Below are 21,682 nucleotides of genomic sequence, written 5' to 3'. Positions count from 1 at the left end.
TCGGTCGGGACGTGGTGCTCGGAGGCTGATCGTTCGCGGTCGATCGAGCTCGGTCCTGTTTCGGGCCGTCCTTGAGCGCCTGGAATTCCTCTTCGGTTCTGGGCTCGTGTCAGAGGACGATGACGACGGCGGCGAATACCAGGACGAGGGCGATGGTGCCCAAGGCGACCGAAGCGCCGATGCTCCAGTCGTCGTCGCGCTCGCTGACGATCGCGGCGCGGCGGGGTTTCTTCGGGTCGTACTTCATGCGGAGCTCGTGCTCCGGGCCGGCGACGGAGCGACCGGTGACGATCTCGGCCTCGACCTCCTCTCCCTCCACGGTGGTGAACCGGATGTAGGAGATGACCTTTCTGTTCTCGCCCACGGTCAGGCGCTCCCTGACCACCTTGCCGGGCTCCGGGGCGAGTACGGCGACGCGGTCCAGGCGTTGGGCGCTCACCGTCTCCCACATCAGGAGGACGGCGACGAGCGCGAAGATCATCGCCACCAGTCCGAGAAAGAACGCGAGGCCCACGGCATCGGTGGAGTCCATGGCGGCGATCGGGGTCATGGGCCGACGGTAGCCACAGGACGTCCCGGCGGGGAGGGGCGCTTGTCCGGTCCGCGCCGGGTATCCGGACCACGTGAGCAGGGCGCCCGTCGGCACCGCGAAAGACGTCGATGCCCATGCCGCCTGATCACACCCGGCGAACGTTCAGGACAGGGCATCGGCTGTCGGAGGGCCGCGCCTACTTTCGCACGCGGAAGCGGAGTGTCGTGACGTTGCCCGACTGGGTGTTGCTGAAGGGCTCCAGTTCGATCCTGCCGAGGCTCGGGGGCGAGAAGCGGACGCCGTCGCCGAGGAGCACCGGCAGGACGTACACCAGGATCTCGTCGACGAGCCCGCGCCGCAGGCACTGGGCGGCCACGTCGGCACCGAGGATCTCCAGGTTCTTGCCGTCCGCGGCGCTGCGTGCCGTGGCAACGGCTTCCTCAAGCCCGCAGGTGAGGAAGGTGACGGCAGGGTCCGGCTCGTCGGGAGGCTCGTGGGTGAGGACGAACTGCGTCCCCCCGTCATAGGGGGTGCCCTGCTCGGCCATGCCCTTGGCGACCTCGTACGTGCGCCGGCCGATGAGCATGGCGCCCGTGGCCGCCATCACCTCCGGGACCGCGTCCGCGGTCAGGTAATCGGAGACCCAGTCCATTGCGTGGCCGGGACCGGCGATGAAGCCGTCCAGCGACATTGCCCTGTTCACGACCACTTTGCCGGTGTTCGCATCACTCATGTGTTTCCTCCACAGATCTTGGAAACCCGAAGCCGAATCATAGTTCGGCCGGTCGCGCGTCGAACACCTGTGCGTTCGCGGGCAGGCCCGGTTCGCCTCGGCCTGTTTTCGGCAGGCCGTAGCGGGGGGCCACGAGGTCGTGGTGGACCGTGATCGTGCTCCAGCGGAAGGGGATTCCGGCGGCTTCGCCTGGACGGGGGCGGTCCATGAGCTGGAAGTGCAGGTGGGGCTCGGAGGTGTTGCCGGAGTTGCCTACCTCGCCGAGTATCTGCCCGGTCTCGACTCGATCGCCCGGGCGTACCCGTAGGGATCCGTGCTTCAGGTGGGCGTAGGCGGAGTGCACGCCGTCGCCGTGGTCGATGATCACGTGGTTGCCGAAGACGAAGCGCCAGCCGCCGATCTGGCGTGCGAGCCCCTCGACCAGCATGTACGGGAATCCGGACCAGGTGTTGCGGGCGCGGTGGTCGCGCTGCCGGTCGTCCGCTGCGACCACCACGCCGGCGGCGACCGCGTGGATCGGGGATCCGAAGGCGGCGAAGTTCTCGGGCGGGTCCGGCAGGCCCCATCCGAAGCGGGGCTTGGGGTGTTCGCCGTCCGCCGCCGTGACGTCCGACGGCACCAGGACGTCGATGGCGTATGTCTGGCCGTAGCCGCGGGTGCCGTGCGCGGGGACCTTCGAGCCGGGGCTGTTGAGGGCCAGCCATGTTCCGGTCACCGGGGCGGCGACCGTCACGGGTCCGCGGGCGCGGTCCCAGGGCGGGCGCACGTATGCCAGGGCCAGGGCGCAGAGGAAGAGCCAGTACCACCAGCCCGGAAGGTCCAGTAGCAGGAAGGCCGAGACTCCCGCGACGAAGACCTTGATGTGGACGTCGCTCCAGCGCGCCACCCATCGGCGGGCCTTTCCCGTCGTGTCCGCGTCGTTCATCGCCGTCCTCCCACGATCGTCGTCAGCAGCGGCACCACCCGTTCAGCGGGCACCTCGTGGTGGCCGCCGTCGCGCACGCGCAGCCAGCCGGTCGCCACGAGCTGGCGCAGGTGGTGGTAGACCTGGCCGGTCGTGCCCATCCCCTCGAGTTCGGCCAGCTCGCGGGCCGTGCCGCGTCCGCGCAGCACCTCCCGCAGGAGGCGCAGCCGCACCGGATGGCCGAGTGCCGCGAACACGTCCGCCAGGGACTCCCACTCGTCGTCGAGCAGGTCGTCGGTGCCCGCGCCGAGCTGCCAGCCGGCCGTGCGGCCGTCGGGCAGGGCCACGTCGCCGACGATCATCACGGCGCCCGGGGCGGGCTCGCGTTCGCGCAGCCCTTCCAGAGCCCAGAAGAGGTCGGCCGGAACGGCGCCCTCGTCCGCTGACTCCGGAGTGCTGCTCACCCGCCCCCGCCGCTTCCGCTCGGCGAGCAGCCCGGCGAGCACCTCCTCGACCGCGCTCAGACGCTCCTCGAGCGTCGGCCCGCCACCTTCCTCAAAGGACTCCACCTCGACCATGGAACGAGATTACGTAATTTCGACATCGTCGACAAGTGTTCCGTGTCAACAGCACACCAGGCGGCGGAAGAAGCCCTGCTCGCCCTTGTTTCCGGCATCGCCGGTGAGGTATCGGCGGCCGTCGGCGGTGAAGCGTTCGGCGGTCTTCTCGGAAGCGGCTTCTTGTGATGGCATGCGCGTCACGGTGCTGAGCATCTGCCTCCTCGCCGGTGCCGAACCGCCCCTCGACCAGGTCCATCGCTCTCCGGAGGGCCGGGTCGAGGGGCTCGACGCGCGGAGGCAAGGGCGTTCACGCGGAAGGAGGCCGGGTCATCCAGACGTTCCTCGCGCCGACAGGACGTCCCGGGCGACCGCCTCCCGTTCGACGGCTTCGGCGGCCGCCGCCTTCTCCTCGGCCGCGATGCGGGCGTCGTACGTCGTGCGGGCGGCGGCTATCTCGTTCTGGTGCTCTTCGGTCCAGGTGACCAGGGAGCGGATGGTCTCGTGCAGGGTCGCGCCCAGCGGGGTGAGCGCGTAGTCCACGCGCGGCGGCACGACCGGCTGCACGGTGCGGCTCACCAGGCCGTCGCGCTCCAGGTGGCGCAGGGTGCGGGTGAGCATGCGCTGGCTGACCCCGTCGATCATGCGGCGCAGTTCGGTGAAGCGGAGGCTGCGCCGGTCGAGCAGGGCGATGACCAGCAGCGACCATTTGTCCGCGACGCGGTCGAGGATCTGCCGTACCTCGCAGTCCTCCCGCGTGTCCCACTGGAGGACGTCGTAGTCGCCGTCGGTATCCCCGCAGTGACCGGGGAACTCTGATGTGCCTTCTTCCATGATCCCTCATGGTGGCTGACGATGGTGCCGGTTACAAGAAGGAACCGACAAGCACTTGGAGAACCAAGGTCGGTTCCGCGTCCTGAGAGGAGTGGACCATGTCCACGTCGAACGACCGCATGGACGCACGCGCCTGGAGCGTGCTGTTCGTACTGGCCGGGGCCGTCTTCCTGGAAGGCATCGACATCGCGATGCTGAACGTGGCGTTGCCGGCGATCCGGGAGGACCTCGGACTGTCCACCGGAGTGCTCAGCGGGGTGGTCAGCGCCTATGTTCTGGGATACGGCGGTTTCATGCTGCTGGGAGGGCGGGCGGCGGACCTGCTGGGCCGTCGCCGGATGTTCCTGTTCTGGCTGGCCGTCTTCCTGGTCTTTTCCGGTCTGGGTGGTTTCGCCAGTGAAGGTTGGATGCTGCTGGTCGCCCGGTTCGTCACCGGGGTCGCCGCCGCGTTCATGGCGCCCGCAGGGCTGGCGCTGGTCATCGGCACCTTCCCCGAGGGCCCGCAGCGCACCAAGGCGCTGGGCGTCTACGCGGGAACGGCGGCGGGCGGGTTCTCGCTCGGCCTGGTCGTCGGCGGGCTGCTGACCTCGATCGGCTGGCGGTGGGTCTTCTTCGCGCCGGTGGTGCTGTCCGCGGTGATCCTGGTGGCGGCGCTCCTCCTGATCAAGAAGTCCGACGAGCCGGAGCGGTCCGCGGGCGGCTTCGACCTGCCCGGCGCGCTCAGCATCACCGGCGCGATGCTGCTGCTGGTGTACGGGGTGGTCCGGCTGGAGCATTCCGGCAACGGCATGGCGGGTACCCTCGGCGTCTTCGCGGCGGGGCTGGCGCTGCTGGCGGCCTTCGTCGTGATCGAACGTCGGTCGGCCGACCCGCTGGTCCGGCTGGGCATCCTGCGCTCGGGTCCGCTCGTCCGGGCCAACCTCGGAGCACTGCTGTTCATCGGCTCGTTCATGGGCTTCCAGTTCCTGGCGACCCTCTACCTCCAGGAGCTGCGCGGCTGGAGCCCTCTCCAGACGGGCCTGGCCATGCTGGTGATCGGCATCGACACCGTTCTCGCCCCGACCCTGACCCCGCGGCTGGTGAACCGGTTCGGCAACGCTCCCGTGCTGTTCGGCGGGCTGGTGCTGGCGGCGCTGGCCTACGCCCTGTTCCTGCCGCTCGGGATGGACTGGACCTACGCCGCCATGCTCCCGACCCTGGTCCTGCTCGGCCTGGCGTTCTCCCTGGCGTACGGGCCGCTGACGATGGCGGCCACCGAAGGCGTCGACGAACGCGAAGAGGGCTTGGCCGGCGGCCTCTTCTACACCGCGATCCAGTTCGGCACCGCGCTCGGCGTCTCGGCCGTGACCGCCGTGAACGTCGCGGCACTCGGCGGCGCCACCGCACCCGAAGCGAAGCTCGACGCCCTCCGCACCGCGTTCGCCCTTCCCGTGGGGGCGGCGGTCCTCGGCGCTGTGATCACCGCCTTCGGTCTCCGCACCCGCCGGGCAGCCCCCGAACGCGCCGAGCCGGTCGTCGTCCCGGCCTGACCGCGGATGTGACGGCGCGCGTCCCGACGGCCGAAGCCCCGGCCCGTGACCCGTTCCCGGGCCGGGCACCGGTCGGGGGCGTCGCCGTCCACCGCATCGCCTCCGTCGGCCACGCGGCGGGAAACCGGATGGAAAGGGAAACCGACCTGGAAGCGTCCAGACTCGGTGGTATGTCCCATTTGTCTAGATAAATACAAATACGGGTTTCTCTGGAGAAAGGCGGGAGATGCCGGTAGCGACAGGGCGCGGACCGTCACGGCGGCCAGGTCTGAAGGGGTGAGACCGATGGAAGCGCGGCAGGTACATCCGGACCCGGCGGAGACGCGGCGTGAGGCGGTGTCGCTGGGGGACCAGGCGAACAGGCTGGTGGAGGAGGGAAAGCTGGAGGAGGCCCTCCCGGTCTCGGAGAAGGCGGTGGGACTTCGGCGGGAACTCGTCGAACAGGACCACGACTCCAACCTCCTCGACCTCGCGGCCTCTCTGCACAACCACGCGGTGCTGCTGGCGGAGACCGGGCATCGGGGTGAGGCCCTGCCGGTGTCGGAGGAGGCCGTCGCGCTCTGCCGTGAGCTCATAGGCGTCGACCGTGACACCTACCTCCCCGATCTGGCGATGTCGCTGACCAACCAGGTGCTCTGGCTGACGGAGGCGGGACGGGACGAGGAGGCGGCGTCGGTCTCCCGGGAGGTGATCGCGCTCTACCGGGAGCTCGTCCAGACCGACCGGGACACCTATCTCCCCGACCTCATGATCTCGCTGATCAACCATTCGGTGCGGCTCGCGGAGTCCGGCGAGCGCTCCGAGGCGCTCGACGCGTCGGAGGAGGCGCTGCTCTTCTCCCGGGAACTGGTGGCGCGCGACCGCGACACCTACCTCCCGTACCTGGCGATGTCCCTGAACAACCAGGGCCAGCTGCTCGCGGAGCTGGGCCGCGAGGCCGACGCGCTCTTCGTCTCCGAGGAGGCCGTCAACGCCTACCGCGAACTCGTCCGCCTCGACCGCGCCGCGTACCTGCCGAGCTTCATCCGCAGCCTGGCGGCGGCCGGTTACGCCCGGCTCGTCGGCGACCAGATCGGCACGGCCGTCCAGCCCCTCCTCGAGGGGCTCTCCCGCACGGAGGAGCTGCCCGACCACGTCCGCGAGGAGCTCGTCCCGGCCTTCGTGGGCATCCTCCGCGAGGCCTACACCGCGGACCCCGACGCCTTCACCGTCCAGTACACCCAGTTCACCGGCGAGGACCCCCCGGCCTGGATCCGGGAGCACGGCGGCCTCTGAGCGCCCCCTTCAAGGACGACGGGGCGGTCTACCAGCCGTCCCAGTGCACGACCTCCTCGAAGGGGCGCCGGTCGGGGTGGGCGATCGGGCGCAGAGGGCGGTCGGCGGGGTGACCGAGGCCGATCATGTACGCGGCGAAGCGGCCGGCGGGAAGGCCCAGGACGCGCTGCGCTCGACGCTGGTCGCCGACGGCGGAGTGACCGGATCCGATGCCGAGGTCGACGGCGGTCAGCATCATGTTCGCGGTCGCCTGGCCGAAGTCGTACATCAGCCAGTCGCGGTGCCGGGCGTCCTCGGGTTCCCGGCCCACCAGCACGATCGTCGCCGCCGAGCTCGCTATGTGCCTTCCGCCCGCCTCCCAGGCCTTGGCCAGCTCGACCAGTCGATCGCGGTCGGTGACGACCACGAAGTCCCACGGCTGCCAGTTCTGCGACGACGGCGCCCGGCGTCCGGCTTCCAGGATGCGCTCCAGGTCCTCGCGGGCGATCGGCTGATCGGTGTACTGCCGCACGTTGCGGCGCGCGCGGACGGCGTCCCACGTCTCCATGTCCCACAATCCCTTCGAGAGGCCGCCGTGCGGACGACGCGCGGACGACGTTCTTGAGGCTCCTTCCCTCCTCGACTGAGATGACCAGACGTTTCGGGTAAGCATTAGGTCAGCGCCGCACCGCTGATGCGCTTCGGGTTCGCGCCCATCGCGAGTTCGAATCTCGCCACCTCCGCCGCCTGACCAGCGCCTCCGCGGAACTGAGCCCTCTCAGGGCAGGTCAGCGCTGTACAGCTCCTCGCCGGATCCCTCACACACGGTCACCACCAGCCGGATCACGACAGCTGAACAGCCTCTGTCAACCGCGACCACCTGGGGATGGCGAGCTGGCGAACCTTCAGCACAGGTCGAGGACCGCGCTGGTCCATCCGAGGACTTGGGGCGTGCCAACGAGGCCGGCTGCCCAGCCCGGCCAGACGGCGGCCTTTCAGAAACTCCACGAGATCCGGAGCGAACGCGAACGGCCCGAGAAGCGCTTCAGGAACATCGGCCACCAGGCGCTGAGGATCTCTGGTGCTCTCGAACCAAGGGGAGAGCGATCCGCCTGATCTGTTCGCAGAACTCGACCAGATGGGGAACACGCTTCTCCGGGCGGGTCAACCCCATCGTGTTGCCGAATCCGATCCGAGCCATGTCATAACAGCTGGTCGCACATACAACGTTCAGCGCCCCGTCTGGGCGAACCACCGTTCATGGATGATGAGTCACGCACCAGGCGCCCAGATCACGATCATCGACCTCCGGTTGCGCCACAGCGAACTGGACGAACGAGCCAGACCTGTTGTGATGGCTCTGCTCCACGATCAACCGCTCGACCCGGCCGACACCGTCTCGCCGCTCTAAGCACCGCCGTGACCTGACCCAGCGGAACCCATCCGACTCGAACTCCCCGGCCATGCACAACCCCGCTGCCTGAAGGACATCAGCCGGCCGGTGGGCATCCATCGGCTGTTCGACCAGGTTCTCGCTCCACGTGATCCCCACACCCAGATGATGCACCAAGGTCAAGGACCGGACGAATACGCGACAGTTGAATACGCGACTCCGCGAGTCCGGGACCCCAAGAGGGTTCGGAGTCCTTCTACCTGTCTATCTGCCGGAAGGTCCTGTCGTCGATTCCTCCTCGAAAACACCCACTCGGAGCGGTGTCCCGTCTCCTAGGGTCAGGTTTTCCGGACGCTCGGGGGCGAGTGCGGCGGGGTGTCGGGAAATTGCGGATAGGAGAAGGCCGGGTACGACAGAGCACCGGTAGCGGCCAGTCTGATCATTGACCGGGCCGCATACTGCCTGGGAGGCTTTCTGATCGACCCAAAGAGCCCGCTCGGATCTCATGGAGGGATCATGTCGGATCGCTGCCAGAATTGTGGGACCCATGTCGACAAGTGCAAGTACTGCAAGGGAAGCGGCGAGGGACTCATGTGGGGAGAGTGCTTGCCCTGCGCCGGGTCCGGAAAGCTATGCCCCCAACATGAGGGCGATTGGAAAGGTTGAACCCGGCGTGTCACGCGCGGCGGATCGACCCGGTACAGCCTGCGAGTATTGCTCCCACCCGCCAGTTGGGAGACCAGGACAAACCGCGGGAACACCTGGCCAGCGCCTGTTCGGCGGCCTGATACAGGGCCGCCTCGTACCGGCTCGCCCGCTCAGATCCGTCTCGCCTTGAGCTGGAGTCCGCAGCCCTTCCCACGGTTTCTCCCGGTCTCCCAAAAGGGAACGGGGTGTCGGTAAGACCGGACGTTTTTCAGAGTGCGGCGAGTTCGCGGGGCGTGGGACGGTGTTCGCCGGCGGCCCGGCGGGGTTGATTGTTGAGTTGAACTCAACTTACGCTCTGCCACATGACGTCTCTCTCGGAACGCGGCACTCAGACCCGGCGGCGGCTGCTCGACGCCGCGGCGGAGGAACTGATCCGGACGGGGGAGGTGGAGGTCGCGGCGGTCGCGCGGCGGGCCGGGGTGAGCGTGGGGCTGCCCTACCGGTACTTCGGCACGCAGAGCGGGCTGCTCGGCGCGCTTCTGGCGCGCTTCTACTACCAGGTGGACGCCGTGGTGTTCCGCGGGTTTCCGGGCGAGACCTGGGTCGCGCGGGAGAGGGCCCGGATGGCGGCCCTGGTGCGGCATCTGTACGCCGATCCGCTCGCGCCGACGATCCTGGGGCAGATGAGCAGGGACATCCAGGCCGCCGAAGTCGAGGCCCAGTACATGAGGCTGATCATCGACCGGGCCGCGCGCAACCTCGCGGGGGCCCGCAGCCGCGGGGAGGGGGCCGCCGACGGCGACCTCGAACTGCTGGCGGCCTGCCTCATGGGCGGGTTGCGCTCGGCGCTGAGCCTGGCGCTCAACCGGACGCCCCGGCCCGACCCCGAGGTCCTGACCGAGGCCCTCTGGACGTTCATGAAGAACATCACCCACCCGCGTGAGGCTCTGCTCTGAGGGGCTGCCCGGCAGCCCCGCCGACCGGGCGACGGGTCAGGACGCGGGGCGGACGTCGACGTGGTCGGAGCCGGAGGTCTGGGCGTCGAAACGGGAGGTGCCGTCGAAACGGGCCTGCCAGGAGCCGTCGCGGTCCGCGGTGAAGGCGCGGGTGAAGCGGCCGTCCCGGCCGGTGGTCACGGTCGCCTTGTACGTCCACTTCGAGGTGCCCTGGGCGCGGAAGTAGAGGCGGACCTTGCGGGCGGAGTAGGGGATGTAGCGCTCGGGCCGGTCGCTCCAGCGGACGAGCCTGCTCGACACGGTCAGCTTGCGGCCCTTGCGCACGGGCTCGGGACCCGCGTTGAAGCCGGTGAACTTCGTGTCGTGCTTCTGCCACCAGAAGAAGCTCTCGTCGGCGATCGTCCTGCCGCCCCGGCCGGTCACGATGACCTGGAGCCGCCACTTGCCGGTGTCCTCTTCGGTGAAGCAGCCGGTGCCGAGCTCGTAGGCGTCCTCCCCGGCCGAGAGCTTCGACGAGATCCAGCCGCCCCGGCCGCGGGAGTCGTACAGCTTGGCCCGGAAGGTCGAGCCGGAGGGCGCGGTGGCCGCCGCCCTGATGTTCGCCGGCACGCAGGTGCCGGGCCCTTGGACGACGACCTTCTTGTCGTAGGTGAAGACGACGTCCGCTCCGGCGGCCTGCGCGGGCGCGGCGGTGAGCGGGACGAGCAGCAGGGCGCTCAGGCCGAGCAGGCGGTGCATGGGGGAGCCTCCGGGGGATGGGTGCCCGAGTGTATCGAGCCATGATCGGACCCGGTTTCCCGGGCACCGTTGACATCTAACTCTAATTTTCCTACCTTTTAAGTAGGTAAAGAGCGTCGACGTCAAGCCCCGGCTGGTCGGCCGGCAACCCTCGTTCCCGCGCGGGGTGCTCCCGGGGATCACCTGGCGGCGTGATCCAGCGCCGCAATGAGCGGGCCCCGTCAGGGGCTCTCGGTGGAAAGGCATGACCCCCCACATGTACGCAGTTCGCACCTCCGCCCTCCTGCTGACCGCCCTCCTCGCCCTCACCGCCTGCGGCGGCGGGACCTCCGCGGACGCCGACGCGGAATCGGGAGAGCCGGTCAAGGGCGGGACGCTGGTCTACGCGGTCAACACCGAACCGACGAACCTCGACCCGCACGCCAGCCCGCAGGACATCACCGGCCTCTACACCAGGCCCGTGCTCGACTCCCTGGTCACGCTGGACGACCAGGGGAAGATCCACCCCTGGCTGGCCTCCTCCTGGGAGATCTCCGCGGACCAGAAGACCTACACGTTCAAGCTGCGCGAGGGCGTGAAGTTCAGCGACGGCACGGTCTTCGACGCCGCCGCCGTCAAGGCCAACCTCGAGCACATCGTGGACCCGAAGACCAAGTCGCAGCTCGCCGCCGGCTTCATCGCCCCCTACACCGGTTCGGAGGTCGTCGACGCGCGGACGGTGAAGGTCTCCTTCTCCCGCCCGCACTCGCCGTTCCTCGCCGCGCTGGCCACCGCCTACTTCGGCATCCAGTCGCCGGAGTCGCTGAAGAAGGGCCCCGAGGAGCTGGCCAAGCGGGTGATCGGCACCGGCCCGTTCGTCATCGACGAGTTCACCCCGCGCCAGGGCATCACCTACCACCGCAACCCGGACTACGACTGGGCGCCTCCGACCGCCGCGCACTCCGGTCCCGCCCACCTGGAGAAACTGGAGATCAAGCTGCTGGCCGAGGACTCCGTCCGGCTCGGCGCGCTGACCAGCGGCCAGGTCGACGGGATCGCCAGCGTGCCGCCGGTGAACGTCAAGCAGCTCAAGGCCGACTCCCGCTTCACGCTCCAGACCAAGCAGGCCCCCGGCGGCAACTACAGCTACTACCCGAACACCGCCGGCGGCGTGTTCAAGGACGTGAAGGTCCGCCAGGCGTTCCGTGACGGCATCGATTTCAAGACAGTCGTCGACAAGCTGTACTTCGGCGTCTTCCAGCCGGCGTTCAGCCCGATCTCGCCCGCCACCCAGGGGTACGACAAGAGCACCGAGACCCAGTGGAAGTACGACCCGGACGGTGCCGCCAAGCTGCTTGACGAGGCGGGCTGGACCGGCCGGGACGACCAGGGCTACCGCACCAGGGACGGTGAGCGCCTCACCGTCCGCTGGCCGTTCCTGAAGGCGTTCGCCCGCGAACAGCGCGACACCCTGGCCCAGCAGATCCAGGCCGAGGCCAAGAAGATCGGCTTCGACGTGGCGTTCGACGACGTCACCGTCGCCGAATACCTGCCCAAAGTCATCAAGGGCGACTACGACCTGGCCGACTTCAGCTGGCAGCGCGCGGACGGCGACGCCCTGCGCAACCTCTTCTCGTCCTCCAGCATCACCAACGCCGAGCAGTACGGCCAGAACCAGGCCAAGTACACCGACAAGGAGGTCGACGGCTGGCTCGACGACTCCCTGAACACCACCGACCTCGCCGAACGCGCCGCCCTGTACTCCAAGGTGCAGCAGAAGGTGAACACCGACGTCGCCGTGTTCCCCGTCTACGTCTTCAACTACGTGCTGGGCTCGTCGAAGAAGGCGCACGGCATCGGATGGGAGCCGCAGGCCTACCCGACCTTCTACAGCGCCTGGGTGACCAAGTGAGCCGGGTGAGTAAGAGCAGGACGCCCGCACGACACCCGGTGGCGCGCCGGACCCTCGTCCGGCTCGGCGCGTCGCTGCTGGTGCTGTGGGGCGCGGTCACACTCGCCTTCGCCTCGCTGCACCTGACCCCGGGCAGCATCGAGGACACGCTGATCGGCCAGTCCACGGTGACGCCGGAGGTCCGGGCGCAGATCGTCGCCGACTACGGGCTCGACGAGCCGGTGCACGTCCAGTACCTCGCCTACCTGGGCCGGGTCCTGAAGGGCGACCTCGGCCACTCCTACCAGCTGCACGACTCGGTGTCCTCGCTCATCTCCAGCCAGGCCGTCCCCTCGCTCCAGCTCACCCTGACGGGTCTGGGCCTGGCCGCGGTGACCGCGATCCTGCTGTCCCTGCTGACGGCCAAGAGGAGTCGGCTGCTGCGCGGAGTGGTGTCCGGGCTCGAGCTGGTCGGCATCTCGGTGCCGGTCTTCTGGGCCGGGATCCTGCTGCTGACGGTGTTCTCCTTCCAGCTCGGATGGTTCCCCGCCGCGGGCGGCGACGGGTTCTCCGGGCTCGTCCTGCCGGCCGTCGCGGTGGCGATCTCCGTGACCGCCCTGCTGAGCCAGGTGATGCGGGAGGGTCTGGAGACCGTCCTGGAGGAGCCGTTCGTGCTGACGGCGCGGGCCCGCGGCCTGTCCGACCTGGCGGTGCGGTTCAGGCATGCGCTGCGGCACGTGCTGCTGCCCGCCGTGACGCTCGGCGGCTGGCTGTTCGGCCTGGTCCTCGGCGGCCTCGTCACCATCGAGATGATCTTCTCCCGGCAGGGGCTCGGCCAGCTCACCCTGAACGCGGTCACCGGCAAGGACCTGCCCGTCGTGATGGGCGTGGTCGTCCTCACCAGCGGCGTCTACGTCGTCGTCAACATCCTCCTCGACCTGCTCTACCTGGTCATCGACCCCCGGTTGCGAGGTGCCCATGAGCCGGGTTCGTGAATGCCGGACGCCGCGGCCCGGCGTGTGGGGCGCCGCGGTCTTCCTCGTCCTCCTGATCGCCGCCGCGGTGTTCCCCGGACTGCTGGTCTCCGGCGACCCGAACGGGACGGACATGCTGGCGGCCCTGCAGGGGCCGACGGCGGACCACCCGCTCGGCACCGACGCCAACGGCCGCGACCTGCTCACCCGCATCGTGCACGGCGCCCGCCCCTCGCTGCTGGCGGGCCTCGGGGTGACCGCGCTGTCCATCGCGGCCGGAACGGTCATCGGGCTGGCGGCGGGACTCGGCGGGCGGATCGCCGACGAGACGCTGATGCGCCTGGTCGACGTGGTCCTGTCCATCCCGACGCTGATGCTGGCGCTGCTGGTCATCACCATCACCGGTCCCGGCGTGTTCAACACGGTGCTCGCCATCGCCTTCTTCATGGTGCCCAAGTACGCGCGGCTGATCCGGACGCAGGTCGCGGTCATCCGGCGGGCGGGCTTCGTGGAGGCGGCGACGTCGCTCGGACTCACCCGCGTTCGGATCGTGCTGCGGCACATCCTGCCGAACGCGTTCCAGCCGCTGCTGGCACTGGCGACCATCGAGGTCGGGGCCGCGATCGTGGCGGTGGCGTCGCTCAGCTTCCTCGGCCTGGGCGCCAAACCGCCCGCGCCGGAGTGGGGCGCGATGCTCGCGGGCGGCCGCGACTACTTCTCCGTCGCCTGGTGGGTGGCGGTCTTCCCCGGAGTGGCGATCACGCTCACGGTGCTGTCGATCACCGTGCTGGGCCGGTATCTGCAGCGACGGCTGGAAGGAAGGCCCGCATGAGCGAGGAACTGGTGGAACTCACCGGCCTGACGGTCGAGTTCGGCACGACCCGGGTGGTGAAAGGGGTGTCGCTTACCGTCCGCTCCGGCGAGTGCGTCGCGCTCGTGGGGGAGTCGGGGTCGGGCAAGAGCGTGACCGCGCGTACCCTCCTCGGGCTGACCGGGGACGGCGCCCGGGTGAAGGCGGAGACCCTGCGGATCGGCGGAAGGGACGCCACGGCGTTCACCGAGCGGCAGTGGCGCGAGGTCCGCGGCACCGGGATCGGCTACGTCCTGCAGGACGCGCTGGTCTCGCTCGACCCGCTGCGCACGATCGGCAAGGAGGTCGCCGAGGCGATACGGCCGTACCGCACGGCCTCACGCGCCGACATCAGGAAGCGGGTCGTCCACCTGCTGGAGGCGGTGGGCGTCCCCGAACCGGAAGTGCGCGCCTCCCAGTACCCGCACGAGCTGTCCGGGGGGCTGCGGCAGCGCGCGCTGATCGCCTCGGCGATCGCCTGCGACCCGGTGCTGCTCATCGCGGACGAGCCGACCACCGCCCTCGACGTCACCGTGCAGGCGCAGATCCTGCGGCTGCTCGGCCTGCGGAAGAGGACCGGCACGGCGCTGCTGCTGATCAGCCACGACCTGGCGGTCGTCGCCGAACTCGCCGACCGGGTGCTGGTCATGAAGGACGGCGTGATCGTCGAGGAGGGCGCCACCGAGGACGTGCTGACCTCGCCCCGGCACCCGTACACGAGGGAACTGCTCGCCGCGGTACCGGGGGAGCACGCCCGGGGCACCCGCCTGTCGGGCACGCCCGGAGTGCCGCAACGGCGGGGAGAGCCGGGCGAGATCGTCATCGAGGCCCGCGACCTGGTCAAGACGTTCAAGGGCCGGCCCGCGGTACGGGAGGTGTCGTTCCGGCTCAGGGCGGGTGAGACCCTCGGCCTCGTGGGGGAGTCGGGCTCGGGCAAGACCACCACGGCCCGGCTGGTGCTGGGCCTGCTGGACCCCGACGCCGGATCGGTCGAGATCGACGGGCACGACTGGCGGGGCCTGACCAGGGCGCGGAAACGGGAACTGCGCCGGCACATCCAGGTGGTCTACCAGGATCCGCTCAGCTCGTTCGACCCGCGCTTCAACGTTCGGCGCATCCTGGACGAGGCGCTGCACGTCGGCGGGGAGCCCAAGGAATCCCGGATCGACCGCAGCGTGGAACTCCTGGAACAGGTCGGCCTCGACGCCTCGATCCTGGAGCGCCGCCCGCTGAGCCTGTCCGGCGGGCAGCGGCAGCGGGTCGCGATCGCCCGCGCCCTCGCCCCCCGCCCCCGCGTGATCGTCTGCGACGAGCCGGTCTCCGCCCTCGACGTCTCCGTCCAGGCCCAGGTGCTGGACCTGCTCGCCGACCTCCAGGCCGACCTCGGCGTCGCCTACCTGTTCATCTCCCACCACCTCGGCGTGGTCCGCCACGTCAGCGACCGGGTGGCGGTGATGAAAGACGGCCGGATCGTCGAGACGGGCGACGTCGAGAGCGTCTTCACCGACCCGCGCCACGACTACACCCGCGAGCTGATCGCGGCCGTCCCCCGACTCCCGGACCCGTCCCGGGCCGCGGTGGAAGAGGAGGTCCCGGCATGAGCCATGACGTCGGGATCATCGGCGCGGGGATCCACGGGATCAGCGCGGCCTTCCACCTCGCCGGACGCGGAGCGAGCACCGTCGTGTTCGACAAGGGGAACATCGCGGGCGGCCCGACCGGCAGGTCCGGCGCCATCTGCCGGGCCTACTACACCTCGGAGTTCCTGGCGGAGACCGCGCGGGACGGCATCGGCTTCCTGGCGGACTTCTCCGACCGCACGGACGGGGAGCAGTCGGGGTTCCGCCGGACCGGGGCCTTCTACCTCCACGGCCCCGACGACCTGGAAGCCGCGAAGGAGACGGCCGAGAACGTAGCGGGCGAACTCGTCGAACCCGGCGAACTCCAGGAGCTCGATTCGTGGGGCGTGGCCGTCGCGGTCTGGGAACCGGGCGCGGGCTTCGCCGACCCCTACGCCACGACGCTCGGCCTGGCCTGCGCGGCGCGGCGGCGCGGAGCGGTGATCCGCGAAGGAAGCCCGGTCATCGCTATCGAGGAGAAGCCGCGAAGCGTCTCCGTCACCACCGCTGACGGAGACGTCCACGAGGTCGGCACCCTGCTCATAGCCGCTGGCCCCTGGACCCGACCGCTGCTCGGAGGCATCGGCGTCGACCTGCCCCTCACGGTGGAACGCCATGTGGTCGCGCTCCTGGAACACGACCCGGCCGACGCCTCCGGCCTCGTCCCCTACGTGCTGATCGACCTGCCGGGCGGCTACTACTCCACCCCGCAACCCCGCACCCAGTACCTCGTCGGCGGAGTCGTCCCGGCCGAACCCGCCGACCCGGACGGCTACGACCGCGCGGTGTCGGCCACCGAACACCAGGCCTTGGCCGAGACCGCGGCGCGGCGAGTCCCGGCCAGAGCCCGGGCCGCCCCCGCAGGAGGCTGGGCCTCCCTCTACGACGTCAGCCCCGACTGGCAGCCGGTGACGGGCCGGGTGGGCGAGAACGTCTTCGTGGACGCCGGGACCAGCGGACACGGCTTCAAACTCGCCCCGGCCTGGGGCGAACACGTGGCCCGCATGCTCCTGGACGACGACCCCGACCCCCGCTTGGCCGCGTTCGGCCCGGCCCGATTCCAGGACGGAGCCGGCCTGCCAGCCGGTTTCGGTCCGGCGAGGATCCTCGGTTGAGCGACTCGATCCACCTCTCCCTGGCCGAACCGACAGACGTCCTCCACGCCCTCATACCGGGAGGTTCCTGATGCCCAAGCAGATCCATCTGGCCGCGCATTTCCCCGGCGTCAACAACACCACCGTGTGGTCCGACCCCGCTTCCAAAAGCCAGATCGACTTCGCGTCCTTCATCCACCTCGCTCAGACGGCCGAGCGCGGGAAGTTCGACTTCTTCTTCCTCGCCGAGGGGCTGCGGCTGCGTGAGCTCAAAGGGAGGATCCACGACCTGGACGTGGTCGGCAGGCCCGAGTCGCTGACCGTTCTGTCGGCGCTCGCCGGGGTCACCACGCGCCTGGGGCTGGCGGCCACCGTCAACTCCACCTTCAACGAGCCCTACGAACTGGCCCGGCGCCTGGCCACCCTCGACCACCTCAGCGACGGCCGCGCCGCCTGGAACGTGGTGACGAGCTGGGACGCCTTCACCGGCGAGAACTTCCGGCGCGGCGGCTACCTCGCCCAGGAGGACCGCTACAGCCGGGCGAAGTCGACGCTGCGGGCGGCGCGCGAGCTGTGGGACTCCTGGGACGACGACGCGATCCTCGCCGACCGCTCGACGGGCGAGTTCGTCCGGCCCGGCCAAGGGGAGTTCCGCTACTCCGACGAGCACTTCGACATCGAGGGCCGTTTCACCACGCCGCGCGGGCCCCAGGGCCACCCGGTGATCATCCAGGCCGGCAACTCCGACGAGGGACGGGAGTTCGCGGCCTCCGACGCCGACGTCATCTTCAGCTCCTACAGCAAGTTCGAGGAGGCCAGGCTCTTCTACAAGGACGTCAAGGACCGGCTGGCCAAGTACAGGCGGAAGCACGAAGACCTCAAGATCCTTCCGGCGACGACCTACGTGCTCGGCGACACCGAGGAGGAGGCCGCCGAACGGGCCGCGCAGATACGCAGGGCGCAGGTGAGCCCGCAGACGGCGATCGCGTTCGTCGAGGGCTTCTGGGGCCGGGACCTCTCCGCCTACGACCCCGACGGCCCCCTGCCCGACCTCGAGCCCGACCTCGGTGAAGGAGTCTCCCAGGGCCGCGCCCAGTTCCGCGGCGACAGGGGCGCGGTCGTCCGCGAGTGGAGGCGGCTCGCCGAGGAGAAGGGCTTCAGCATCCGCGAGCTGGTCATCGAGGTCACCGGCAGGCAGCCCTTCATCGGGACCCCTCGCACGGTCGCCGACCAGCTCGACGACTTCGTCCAGAACGACGGATCCGACGGGTTCATCCTCGTCCCGCACCTCACGCCGGGCGGACTCGACGACTTCGTGGACCAGGTCGTGCCCCTGCTCCAGGAGAAGGGCGTCTTCCGCACCGACTACACCGGCCCGACCCTGCGCGACCACCTCGGCCTCACCGCCCCCCGCACGTCCAGGAAGGAAGCCCGATGACCGGTCTCCACCTCGCCGTCGCCCTGGACGGAGCGGGCTGGCACCCCGCCGCCTGGCGCGACCTCCTCGCCCGACCCTCCGAACTGCTCTCGGCCCGCTACTGGAGCGGCCTGGCCGCCGAAGCCGAACGCGGCCTGCTGGACTTCGTGACGATCGAGGACGCCTTCGCGCTCCAGTCGTCCCGGTTCGAAGGGCCCGACGACCGCACCGACCAGGTCCGGGGCCGCCTCGACGCGGTGCTGGTCGCCGCCCGGCTCGCCGCCGCCACCACCCACCTCGGCCTGGTCCCGACGACCAGCACCACTCACACCGAACCGTTCCACGTCGCCATCGGCATCGCCTCCCTCGACCACGTCACCCGGGGCCGGGCCGGCTGGCGGCCGCAGGTGTCCGGACGGACCCCGGACGCCGCGCACTTCGGACGGCGGAAGTTCCCGCGGTTCGACGAGGCCTTCTACCGGGCACCGGGAAGCGCGGCGTTCGTCGCCGAACTGTTCGCCGAGGCCGCCGACGCCGTCGAGGTCGTCCGGCGGCTGTGGGACAGCTGGGAGGACGACGCGGAGATCCGCGACGCCGAGACCGGCCGGTTCATCGACCGGGACAAGCTCCACTACATCGATTTCGAGGGCGAGCACTTCAGCGTCAGGGGGCCGTCGATCACGCCTCGGTCCCCGCAGGGCCAGCCGCTCGTGACCGCCCTCGCCCACGACGTGCTGCCGTACGAGTTCGCGGCCCGCTCGGCCGACGTCGTGTACGTGACACCGCACTCGCGCGAGGGGACCGCGGAGATCATCGCCCAGGTCCGCGACGCCGAGACCCGGACCGGGCGGACGGGCGAACCCCTGAAGATCTTCGCCGACCTCGTGGTCTTCCTCGGAGACGACGCCGACGGACGCAAGGCGGAACTCGACGAACTGGACGGCGCCGAACTGGCCTCCGACGCGGAGATCTTCGTCGGCGCCCCGGCCCGCCTGGCCGACCTCCTGCTCGACTGGAAGGCGGCCGGACTCGACGGCTTCCGCCTCCGCCCCGGCACCCTCACCCGCGACCTGGAGGCGATCACCCGCGCCCTCGTCCCCGAACTCCAGGCCCGCGGCGAGTTCCGCGACCACTACGCCGAGACGACCCTGCGGGCCCGCCTCGGCCTCGAGCGCCCCGCCAGCCGCTACGCCGCCGCCCCATGAGCCGGCCCAAGGTCGAGATCCACGAGACCGGCTGGGGCGACCCGGACGGCGAGGCGCTGCGCCGGGCCATGGAGGCCGAGATGGAGCAGCGCTACGCCGACCGCCTGGCCGAGTTCGCCTCCCGCGCCGCCGACCTGCCCGACGCGCTGGGCGTGGACGCCGACCACGTGGTCTATGTGGGCGTCGCCTACGACGAGAACGGCGTGCCCGTCGGCCACGCCGCCCTGCGCAGGACGAACGGCGACCTCGAACTCAAACGCATGTACGTGGCGCCTTCGCACCGCGGACGGGGCGTCTCGACCGCCCTGCTCGCCGGCATCGAGGACGCCGCCCGGGCCCTGGGCGCACCGCGGGTCATCCTGCAGACCGGCGACAGGCAGCCGGACGCCGTCCGCCTGTACGAGCGGGAGGGCTACACCCCCATCCCCACCTTCTCGCCCTACGAATGGATCGAGTTCTCGGTCTGCATGGAGAAGCACCTGTGAAGTTCCCGGCCCTTCCCCAGATCGGAGACCCGGCATGAGCGTTCCCCTGTCCATCCTCGACCTCGCCCCCATCGTCTCGGGGAGCGACCCGCGCCGGGCGCTCCGGGAGACCGTCGAACTCGCCCGCCGCGCCGAGGAGTCCGGCTACCACCGCTACTGGCTGGCCGAGCACCACTTCACGCCGGGTGTGGCCAGCTCCGCGCCGCAGGTGCTGATCGCGCTGGTCGCGGCGGCCACCGAACGCATCAGGGTCGGCTCCGGCGCGGTGCAGACCGGGCACGTGACGGCGCCGGTGCTCGTCGAGCAGTTCGGCACCATCGACGCCCTGCACCCGGGCCGCGTCGACCTCGGCCTGGGCCGCTCCGGGCACCGCAAGTCGCAGTTCGCGGAACTGGCCGCCGGGGTTTCGAAGCCAGAGGCGAGGACGGAGGCCCGCACCGTCGACGGGCTGCTCATCCCGCCGCCCGCCGACTTCTCCCGGATCGCCGGATCCCCGACGCTCCGGCTGTACACCGCGCTGCTCCAGCAGCAGGGCGCGGAGGCACCGGAGTTCGCCGAGCTCGTCGACGAGATCACCGCGCTGATCGAGGGCACCTTCAAGCTCTCCGACGGCACCGAGGCGCACATCGTGCCGGGCGAGGACGCCGAGCTCCAGCTGTGGATCCTCGGCAGCAGCGGCGGCGAGAGCGCCCGGGTGGCCGGCGAGCGCGGCCTGCCGTTCGCCGCGAACTACCACGTGGCGCCTTCCGCGGTCCTGGAGGCCGTGGAGGCGTACCGTGAGGCGTTCAAACCGTCCGCCGCCCTGCCCGCCCCCCACGTCATGGTCTCCGCCGACGTCGTCGTCGCCCCCGACGACGAGACCGCCCGCCGGATCGCCTCGCCCTACGCGCTGTGGGTCCTCAGCGTCCGCGACGGAAGGGGCGCGATCCCCTTCCCCACGGAGGAGGACGCCGCCGCCCACGTCTGGACCGACGAGGACCGCGCCCTCGTCGCCGACCGCGTCGACACCCAGTTCGTCGGCTCCCCGCAGACCGTCGCCGACCGTCTCCGCACCCTCCAGCGCGTGACCGGAGCCGACGAGCTCCTCGTCACCACCATCGTCCACGACCACACCGACCGGCTGCGCTCCTTCGAGCTCCTCGCCGAGGAATGGAACACTCCCCAATGACCCTCGCGTCCCCAGCCGACACCACCGTCCACGGCGCCTACCCGGCCCAGACTCGCCTGGCCGCCACCCGGGCCGAAGAGCGTCCCGACTACCCCTTCCAAGGAAGGATCGGCACCGGCGAGTTCCCCGCCGAACCCGACCGCTACCACCTGTACTCCGCCTGGACCTGCCCCTACGCCCAGCGCACCGCGATCACCCGGAGCCTCCTGGCCCTGGAGGACGTCATCACCCTGTCCTACGTGGACGACGACCGCGACGGCCGGGGCTGGGCCTTCCGCGAACACCGGGGCCCCGACCCCGTCAACGGCTTCGCCTTCCTCTCCGAGGCCTACGACGCCACCGAGCCCGGCTACCCCGGACACATCTCCGTGCCCGTCCTGTGGGACAAGTTCACCGGCGAGATCGTCAGCAACCACTACCCCGACATCACCCTCGACTTGGCCACCAGGTTCGAGAAGTGGGCCGACCCGGAGGTCTCCCTCTACCCGAAGAAGCTCCGCCCGCAGATCGACGAGCTCAACGACCACATCTTCGAGAACGTCAACACCGGCGTCACCCGAGTGGCCGCCGCCCGCACCCAGCAGGAGTACGAGGACGCCCGCGCCAAGGTCATCGAGGCCTTCGAGTCCCTCGACGCCCGCCTCGCCGATTCCAGGTTCCTCCTGGGCGACTCCCTGACCGAGTCCGACGTCCGCCTCTGGGTCAGCCTCATCCGCTTCGACGCCGCCTCCAACCCCCAGGCGGGCATCAGCGAACGCACTCTGAAGGAGTTCCCCCGCCTCTGGTCCTACACTCGGGCCCTCTACGAGCTCCCCGCCTTCCGCGACACCACGGATCTGGAGGCCGTCTCCCGAGGCGCGACCCCGCTGGAGACCCCCGGCGTCACCCGGATCCGCGTCGAACCGTCCCAGCCGGTCTGAGA

General features: G+C 70.2%; 22 protein-coding genes and 1 riboswitch. Of the genes, 14 read left to right on the top strand and 8 right to left on the bottom strand.

Going from position 1 to position 21,682, the window contains the following annotated elements; genetic code table 11:
- Positions 1-109 precede the first annotated feature (109 nt).
- From ABD327_RS11905 to ABD327_RS11880, 6 genes are all read right to left on the bottom strand, one after another.
- Positions 110-550, bottom strand: a complete 441-nt coding sequence (locus ABD327_RS11905; RefSeq protein WP_344450372.1) for a DUF3592 domain-containing protein — start codon at positions 548-550, stop codon at positions 110-112.
- A 178-nt stretch (positions 551-728) separates the two neighbouring features.
- Positions 729-1,265 carry a dihydrofolate reductase family protein gene (locus ABD327_RS11900; RefSeq protein ID WP_344450371.1) on the bottom strand — a complete coding sequence of 179 codons (537 nt, stop codon included), beginning with the start codon at positions 1,263-1,265 and terminating at the stop codon, positions 729-731.
- A 37-nt stretch (positions 1,266-1,302) separates the two neighbouring features.
- Positions 1,303-2,190 (bottom strand): M23 family metallopeptidase, encoded by an 888-nt coding sequence (locus ABD327_RS11895; RefSeq protein WP_344450370.1) that lies wholly within the window; start codon positions 2,188-2,190, stop codon positions 1,303-1,305.
- Positions 2,187-2,747: an ArsR family transcriptional regulator gene (locus ABD327_RS11890; protein ID WP_344450369.1), complete on the bottom strand. Its 561-nt coding sequence runs from the start codon at positions 2,745-2,747 to the stop codon at positions 2,187-2,189. The genes ABD327_RS11895 and ABD327_RS11890 overlap by 4 nt, the downstream gene beginning before the upstream one ends.
- Before the next feature lie 45 nt (positions 2,748-2,792).
- Positions 2,793-2,942: a hypothetical protein gene (locus ABD327_RS11885; RefSeq protein ID WP_344450368.1), complete on the bottom strand. Its 150-nt coding sequence runs from the start codon at positions 2,940-2,942 to the stop codon at positions 2,793-2,795.
- A 114-nt stretch (positions 2,943-3,056) separates the two neighbouring features.
- Entirely contained in the window at positions 3,057-3,560 is a 504-nt protein-coding gene (locus ABD327_RS11880) for a winged helix-turn-helix transcriptional regulator (RefSeq protein WP_344450367.1), read from the bottom strand.
- A gap of 98 nt (positions 3,561-3,658) precedes the next feature.
- On the opposite strand from ABD327_RS11880, the gene ABD327_RS11875 reads away from it, so the two are divergent.
- Positions 3,659-5,089, top strand: coding sequence for an MFS transporter (locus tag ABD327_RS11875; protein WP_344450366.1), 1,431 nt, complete (start codon positions 3,659-3,661; stop codon positions 5,087-5,089).
- 285 nt (positions 5,090-5,374) lie between these two features.
- Positions 5,375-6,364, top strand: coding sequence for a tetratricopeptide repeat protein (locus ABD327_RS11870; RefSeq protein ID WP_344450365.1), 990 nt, complete (start codon positions 5,375-5,377; stop codon positions 6,362-6,364).
- Positions 6,365-6,392: 28 nt separating this feature from the next.
- Here the strand turns inward: ABD327_RS11870 and ABD327_RS11865 are convergent, their stop codons facing one another.
- Positions 6,393-6,911 (bottom strand): nitroreductase family protein, encoded by a 519-nt coding sequence (locus ABD327_RS11865; RefSeq protein WP_344450364.1) that lies wholly within the window; start codon positions 6,909-6,911, stop codon positions 6,393-6,395.
- Positions 6,912-7,424: 513 nt separating this feature from the next.
- On the opposite strand from ABD327_RS11865, the gene ABD327_RS11860 reads away from it, so the two are divergent.
- Complete coding sequence (locus ABD327_RS11860; protein ID WP_344450363.1) at positions 7,425-7,754, top strand: hypothetical protein; 330 nt, start codon at positions 7,425-7,427, stop codon at positions 7,752-7,754.
- A gap of 992 nt (positions 7,755-8,746) precedes the next feature.
- Positions 8,747-9,340: a TetR/AcrR family transcriptional regulator gene (locus tag ABD327_RS11855; RefSeq protein WP_344450362.1), complete on the top strand. Its 594-nt coding sequence runs from the start codon at positions 8,747-8,749 to the stop codon at positions 9,338-9,340.
- A gap of 36 nt (positions 9,341-9,376) precedes the next feature.
- On the opposite strand, the gene ABD327_RS11850 is transcribed toward ABD327_RS11855, so the two are convergent.
- Positions 9,377-10,078 carry a hypothetical protein gene (locus tag ABD327_RS11850; RefSeq protein WP_344450361.1) on the bottom strand — a complete coding sequence of 234 codons (702 nt, stop codon included), beginning with the start codon at positions 10,076-10,078 and terminating at the stop codon, positions 9,377-9,379.
- Positions 10,079-10,183: 105 nt separating this feature from the next.
- Positions 10,184-10,296, top strand: a riboswitch (SAM riboswitch).
- Positions 10,297-10,334: 38 nt separating this feature from the next.
- Between ABD327_RS11850 and ABD327_RS11845 the strand changes: the two genes are divergently transcribed.
- The 10 genes from ABD327_RS11845 (at position 10,335) to ABD327_RS11800 (ending at position 21,680) form a co-directional block, all read left to right on the top strand.
- The gene (locus ABD327_RS11845) at positions 10,335-11,969 is read left to right on the top strand and encodes an ABC transporter substrate-binding protein (RefSeq protein WP_344450360.1); all 1,635 of its coding nucleotides are present in this window, start codon (positions 10,335-10,337) and stop codon (positions 11,967-11,969) included.
- Positions 11,966-12,943 carry an ABC transporter permease gene (locus ABD327_RS11840; protein ID WP_344450359.1) on the top strand — a complete coding sequence of 326 codons (978 nt, stop codon included), beginning with the start codon at positions 11,966-11,968 and terminating at the stop codon, positions 12,941-12,943. The genes ABD327_RS11845 and ABD327_RS11840 overlap by 4 nt, the downstream gene beginning before the upstream one ends.
- Positions 12,927-13,754, top strand: a complete 828-nt coding sequence (locus ABD327_RS11835) for an ABC transporter permease (protein WP_344450358.1) — start codon at positions 12,927-12,929, stop codon at positions 13,752-13,754. Before ABD327_RS11840 ends, ABD327_RS11835 begins: the two co-directional genes overlap by 17 nt.
- Positions 13,751-15,373, top strand: a complete 1,623-nt coding sequence (locus ABD327_RS11830; RefSeq protein WP_344450357.1) for a dipeptide ABC transporter ATP-binding protein — start codon at positions 13,751-13,753, stop codon at positions 15,371-15,373. The genes ABD327_RS11835 and ABD327_RS11830 overlap by 4 nt, the downstream gene beginning before the upstream one ends.
- A complete protein-coding gene (locus ABD327_RS11825; protein WP_344450356.1) occupies positions 15,370-16,506 on the top strand; it encodes an NAD(P)/FAD-dependent oxidoreductase in 1,137 nt (378 codons plus the stop codon). Before ABD327_RS11830 ends, ABD327_RS11825 begins: the two co-directional genes overlap by 4 nt.
- A 70-nt stretch (positions 16,507-16,576) precedes the next feature.
- Positions 16,577-17,923 carry an NtaA/DmoA family FMN-dependent monooxygenase gene (locus tag ABD327_RS11820; protein WP_344450355.1) on the top strand — a complete coding sequence of 449 codons (1,347 nt, stop codon included), beginning with the start codon at positions 16,577-16,579 and terminating at the stop codon, positions 17,921-17,923.
- A complete protein-coding gene (locus ABD327_RS11815) occupies positions 17,920-19,107 on the top strand; it encodes an LLM class flavin-dependent oxidoreductase (protein ID WP_344450354.1) in 1,188 nt (395 codons plus the stop codon). The genes ABD327_RS11820 and ABD327_RS11815 overlap by 4 nt, the downstream gene beginning before the upstream one ends.
- Complete coding sequence (locus ABD327_RS11810) at positions 19,104-19,592, top strand: GNAT family N-acetyltransferase (protein ID WP_344450353.1); 489 nt, start codon at positions 19,104-19,106, stop codon at positions 19,590-19,592. The genes ABD327_RS11815 and ABD327_RS11810 overlap by 4 nt, the downstream gene beginning before the upstream one ends.
- Before the next feature lie 34 nt (positions 19,593-19,626).
- On the top strand, positions 19,627-20,760 hold the full coding sequence (locus tag ABD327_RS11805) for an LLM class flavin-dependent oxidoreductase (protein ID WP_344450352.1): 1,134 nt from the start codon (positions 19,627-19,629) through the stop codon (positions 20,758-20,760).
- Positions 20,757-21,680: a glutathione S-transferase C-terminal domain-containing protein gene (locus ABD327_RS11800; RefSeq protein ID WP_344450351.1), complete on the top strand. Its 924-nt coding sequence runs from the start codon at positions 20,757-20,759 to the stop codon at positions 21,678-21,680. The genes ABD327_RS11805 and ABD327_RS11800 overlap by 4 nt, the downstream gene beginning before the upstream one ends.
- Positions 21,681-21,682: the final 2 nt, after the last annotated feature.

The organism is Actinocorallia aurantiaca (assembly GCF_039533685.1).
Lineage (GTDB): Bacteria > Actinomycetota > Actinomycetes > Streptosporangiales > Streptosporangiaceae > Actinocorallia > Actinocorallia aurantiaca.
This window is presented reverse-complemented; position numbering and strand designations above follow the sequence as displayed.

What these genes read in the sequence shown, in the direction of transcription:
- ABD327_RS11905 (WP_344450372.1), bottom strand. Translation starts at nt 550, where the DNA reads ATGACCCCGATCGCCGCCATGGACTCCACCGATGCCGTGGGCCTCGCG.
- ABD327_RS11900 (WP_344450371.1), bottom strand. Translation starts at nt 1,265, where the DNA reads ATGAGTGATGCGAACACCGGCAAAGTGGTCGTGAACAGGGCAATGTCG.
- ABD327_RS11895 (WP_344450370.1), bottom strand. Translation starts at nt 2,190, where the DNA reads ATGAACGACGCGGACACGACGGGAAAGGCCCGCCGATGGGTGGCGCGC.
- ABD327_RS11890 (WP_344450369.1), bottom strand. Translation starts at nt 2,747, where the DNA reads ATGGTCGAGGTGGAGTCCTTTGAGGAAGGTGGCGGGCCGACGCTCGAG.
- ABD327_RS11885 (WP_344450368.1), bottom strand. Translation starts at nt 2,942, where the DNA reads ATGCTCAGCACCGTGACGCGCATGCCATCACAAGAAGCCGCTTCCGAG.
- ABD327_RS11880 (WP_344450367.1), bottom strand. Translation starts at nt 3,560, where the DNA reads ATGGAAGAAGGCACATCAGAGTTCCCCGGTCACTGCGGGGATACCGAC.
- ABD327_RS11875 (WP_344450366.1), top strand. Translation starts at nt 3,659, where the DNA reads ATGTCCACGTCGAACGACCGCATGGACGCACGCGCCTGGAGCGTGCTG.
- ABD327_RS11870 (WP_344450365.1), top strand. Translation starts at nt 5,375, where the DNA reads ATGGAAGCGCGGCAGGTACATCCGGACCCGGCGGAGACGCGGCGTGAG.
- ABD327_RS11865 (WP_344450364.1), bottom strand. Translation starts at nt 6,911, where the DNA reads ATGGAGACGTGGGACGCCGTCCGCGCGCGCCGCAACGTGCGGCAGTAC.
- ABD327_RS11855 (WP_344450362.1), top strand. Translation starts at nt 8,747, where the DNA reads ATGACGTCTCTCTCGGAACGCGGCACTCAGACCCGGCGGCGGCTGCTC.
- ABD327_RS11850 (WP_344450361.1), bottom strand. Translation starts at nt 10,078, where the DNA reads ATGCACCGCCTGCTCGGCCTGAGCGCCCTGCTGCTCGTCCCGCTCACC.
- ABD327_RS11845 (WP_344450360.1), top strand. Translation starts at nt 10,335, where the DNA reads ATGTACGCAGTTCGCACCTCCGCCCTCCTGCTGACCGCCCTCCTCGCC.
- ABD327_RS11835 (WP_344450358.1), top strand. Translation starts at nt 12,927, where the DNA reads ATGAGCCGGGTTCGTGAATGCCGGACGCCGCGGCCCGGCGTGTGGGGC.
- ABD327_RS11830 (WP_344450357.1), top strand. Translation starts at nt 13,751, where the DNA reads ATGAGCGAGGAACTGGTGGAACTCACCGGCCTGACGGTCGAGTTCGGC.
- ABD327_RS11825 (WP_344450356.1), top strand. Translation starts at nt 15,370, where the DNA reads ATGAGCCATGACGTCGGGATCATCGGCGCGGGGATCCACGGGATCAGC.
- ABD327_RS11820 (WP_344450355.1), top strand. Translation starts at nt 16,577, where the DNA reads ATGCCCAAGCAGATCCATCTGGCCGCGCATTTCCCCGGCGTCAACAAC.
- ABD327_RS11815 (WP_344450354.1), top strand. Translation starts at nt 17,920, where the DNA reads ATGACCGGTCTCCACCTCGCCGTCGCCCTGGACGGAGCGGGCTGGCAC.
- ABD327_RS11810 (WP_344450353.1), top strand. Translation starts at nt 19,104, where the DNA reads ATGAGCCGGCCCAAGGTCGAGATCCACGAGACCGGCTGGGGCGACCCG.
- ABD327_RS11805 (WP_344450352.1), top strand. Translation starts at nt 19,627, where the DNA reads ATGAGCGTTCCCCTGTCCATCCTCGACCTCGCCCCCATCGTCTCGGGG.
- ABD327_RS11800 (WP_344450351.1), top strand. Translation starts at nt 20,757, where the DNA reads ATGACCCTCGCGTCCCCAGCCGACACCACCGTCCACGGCGCCTACCCG.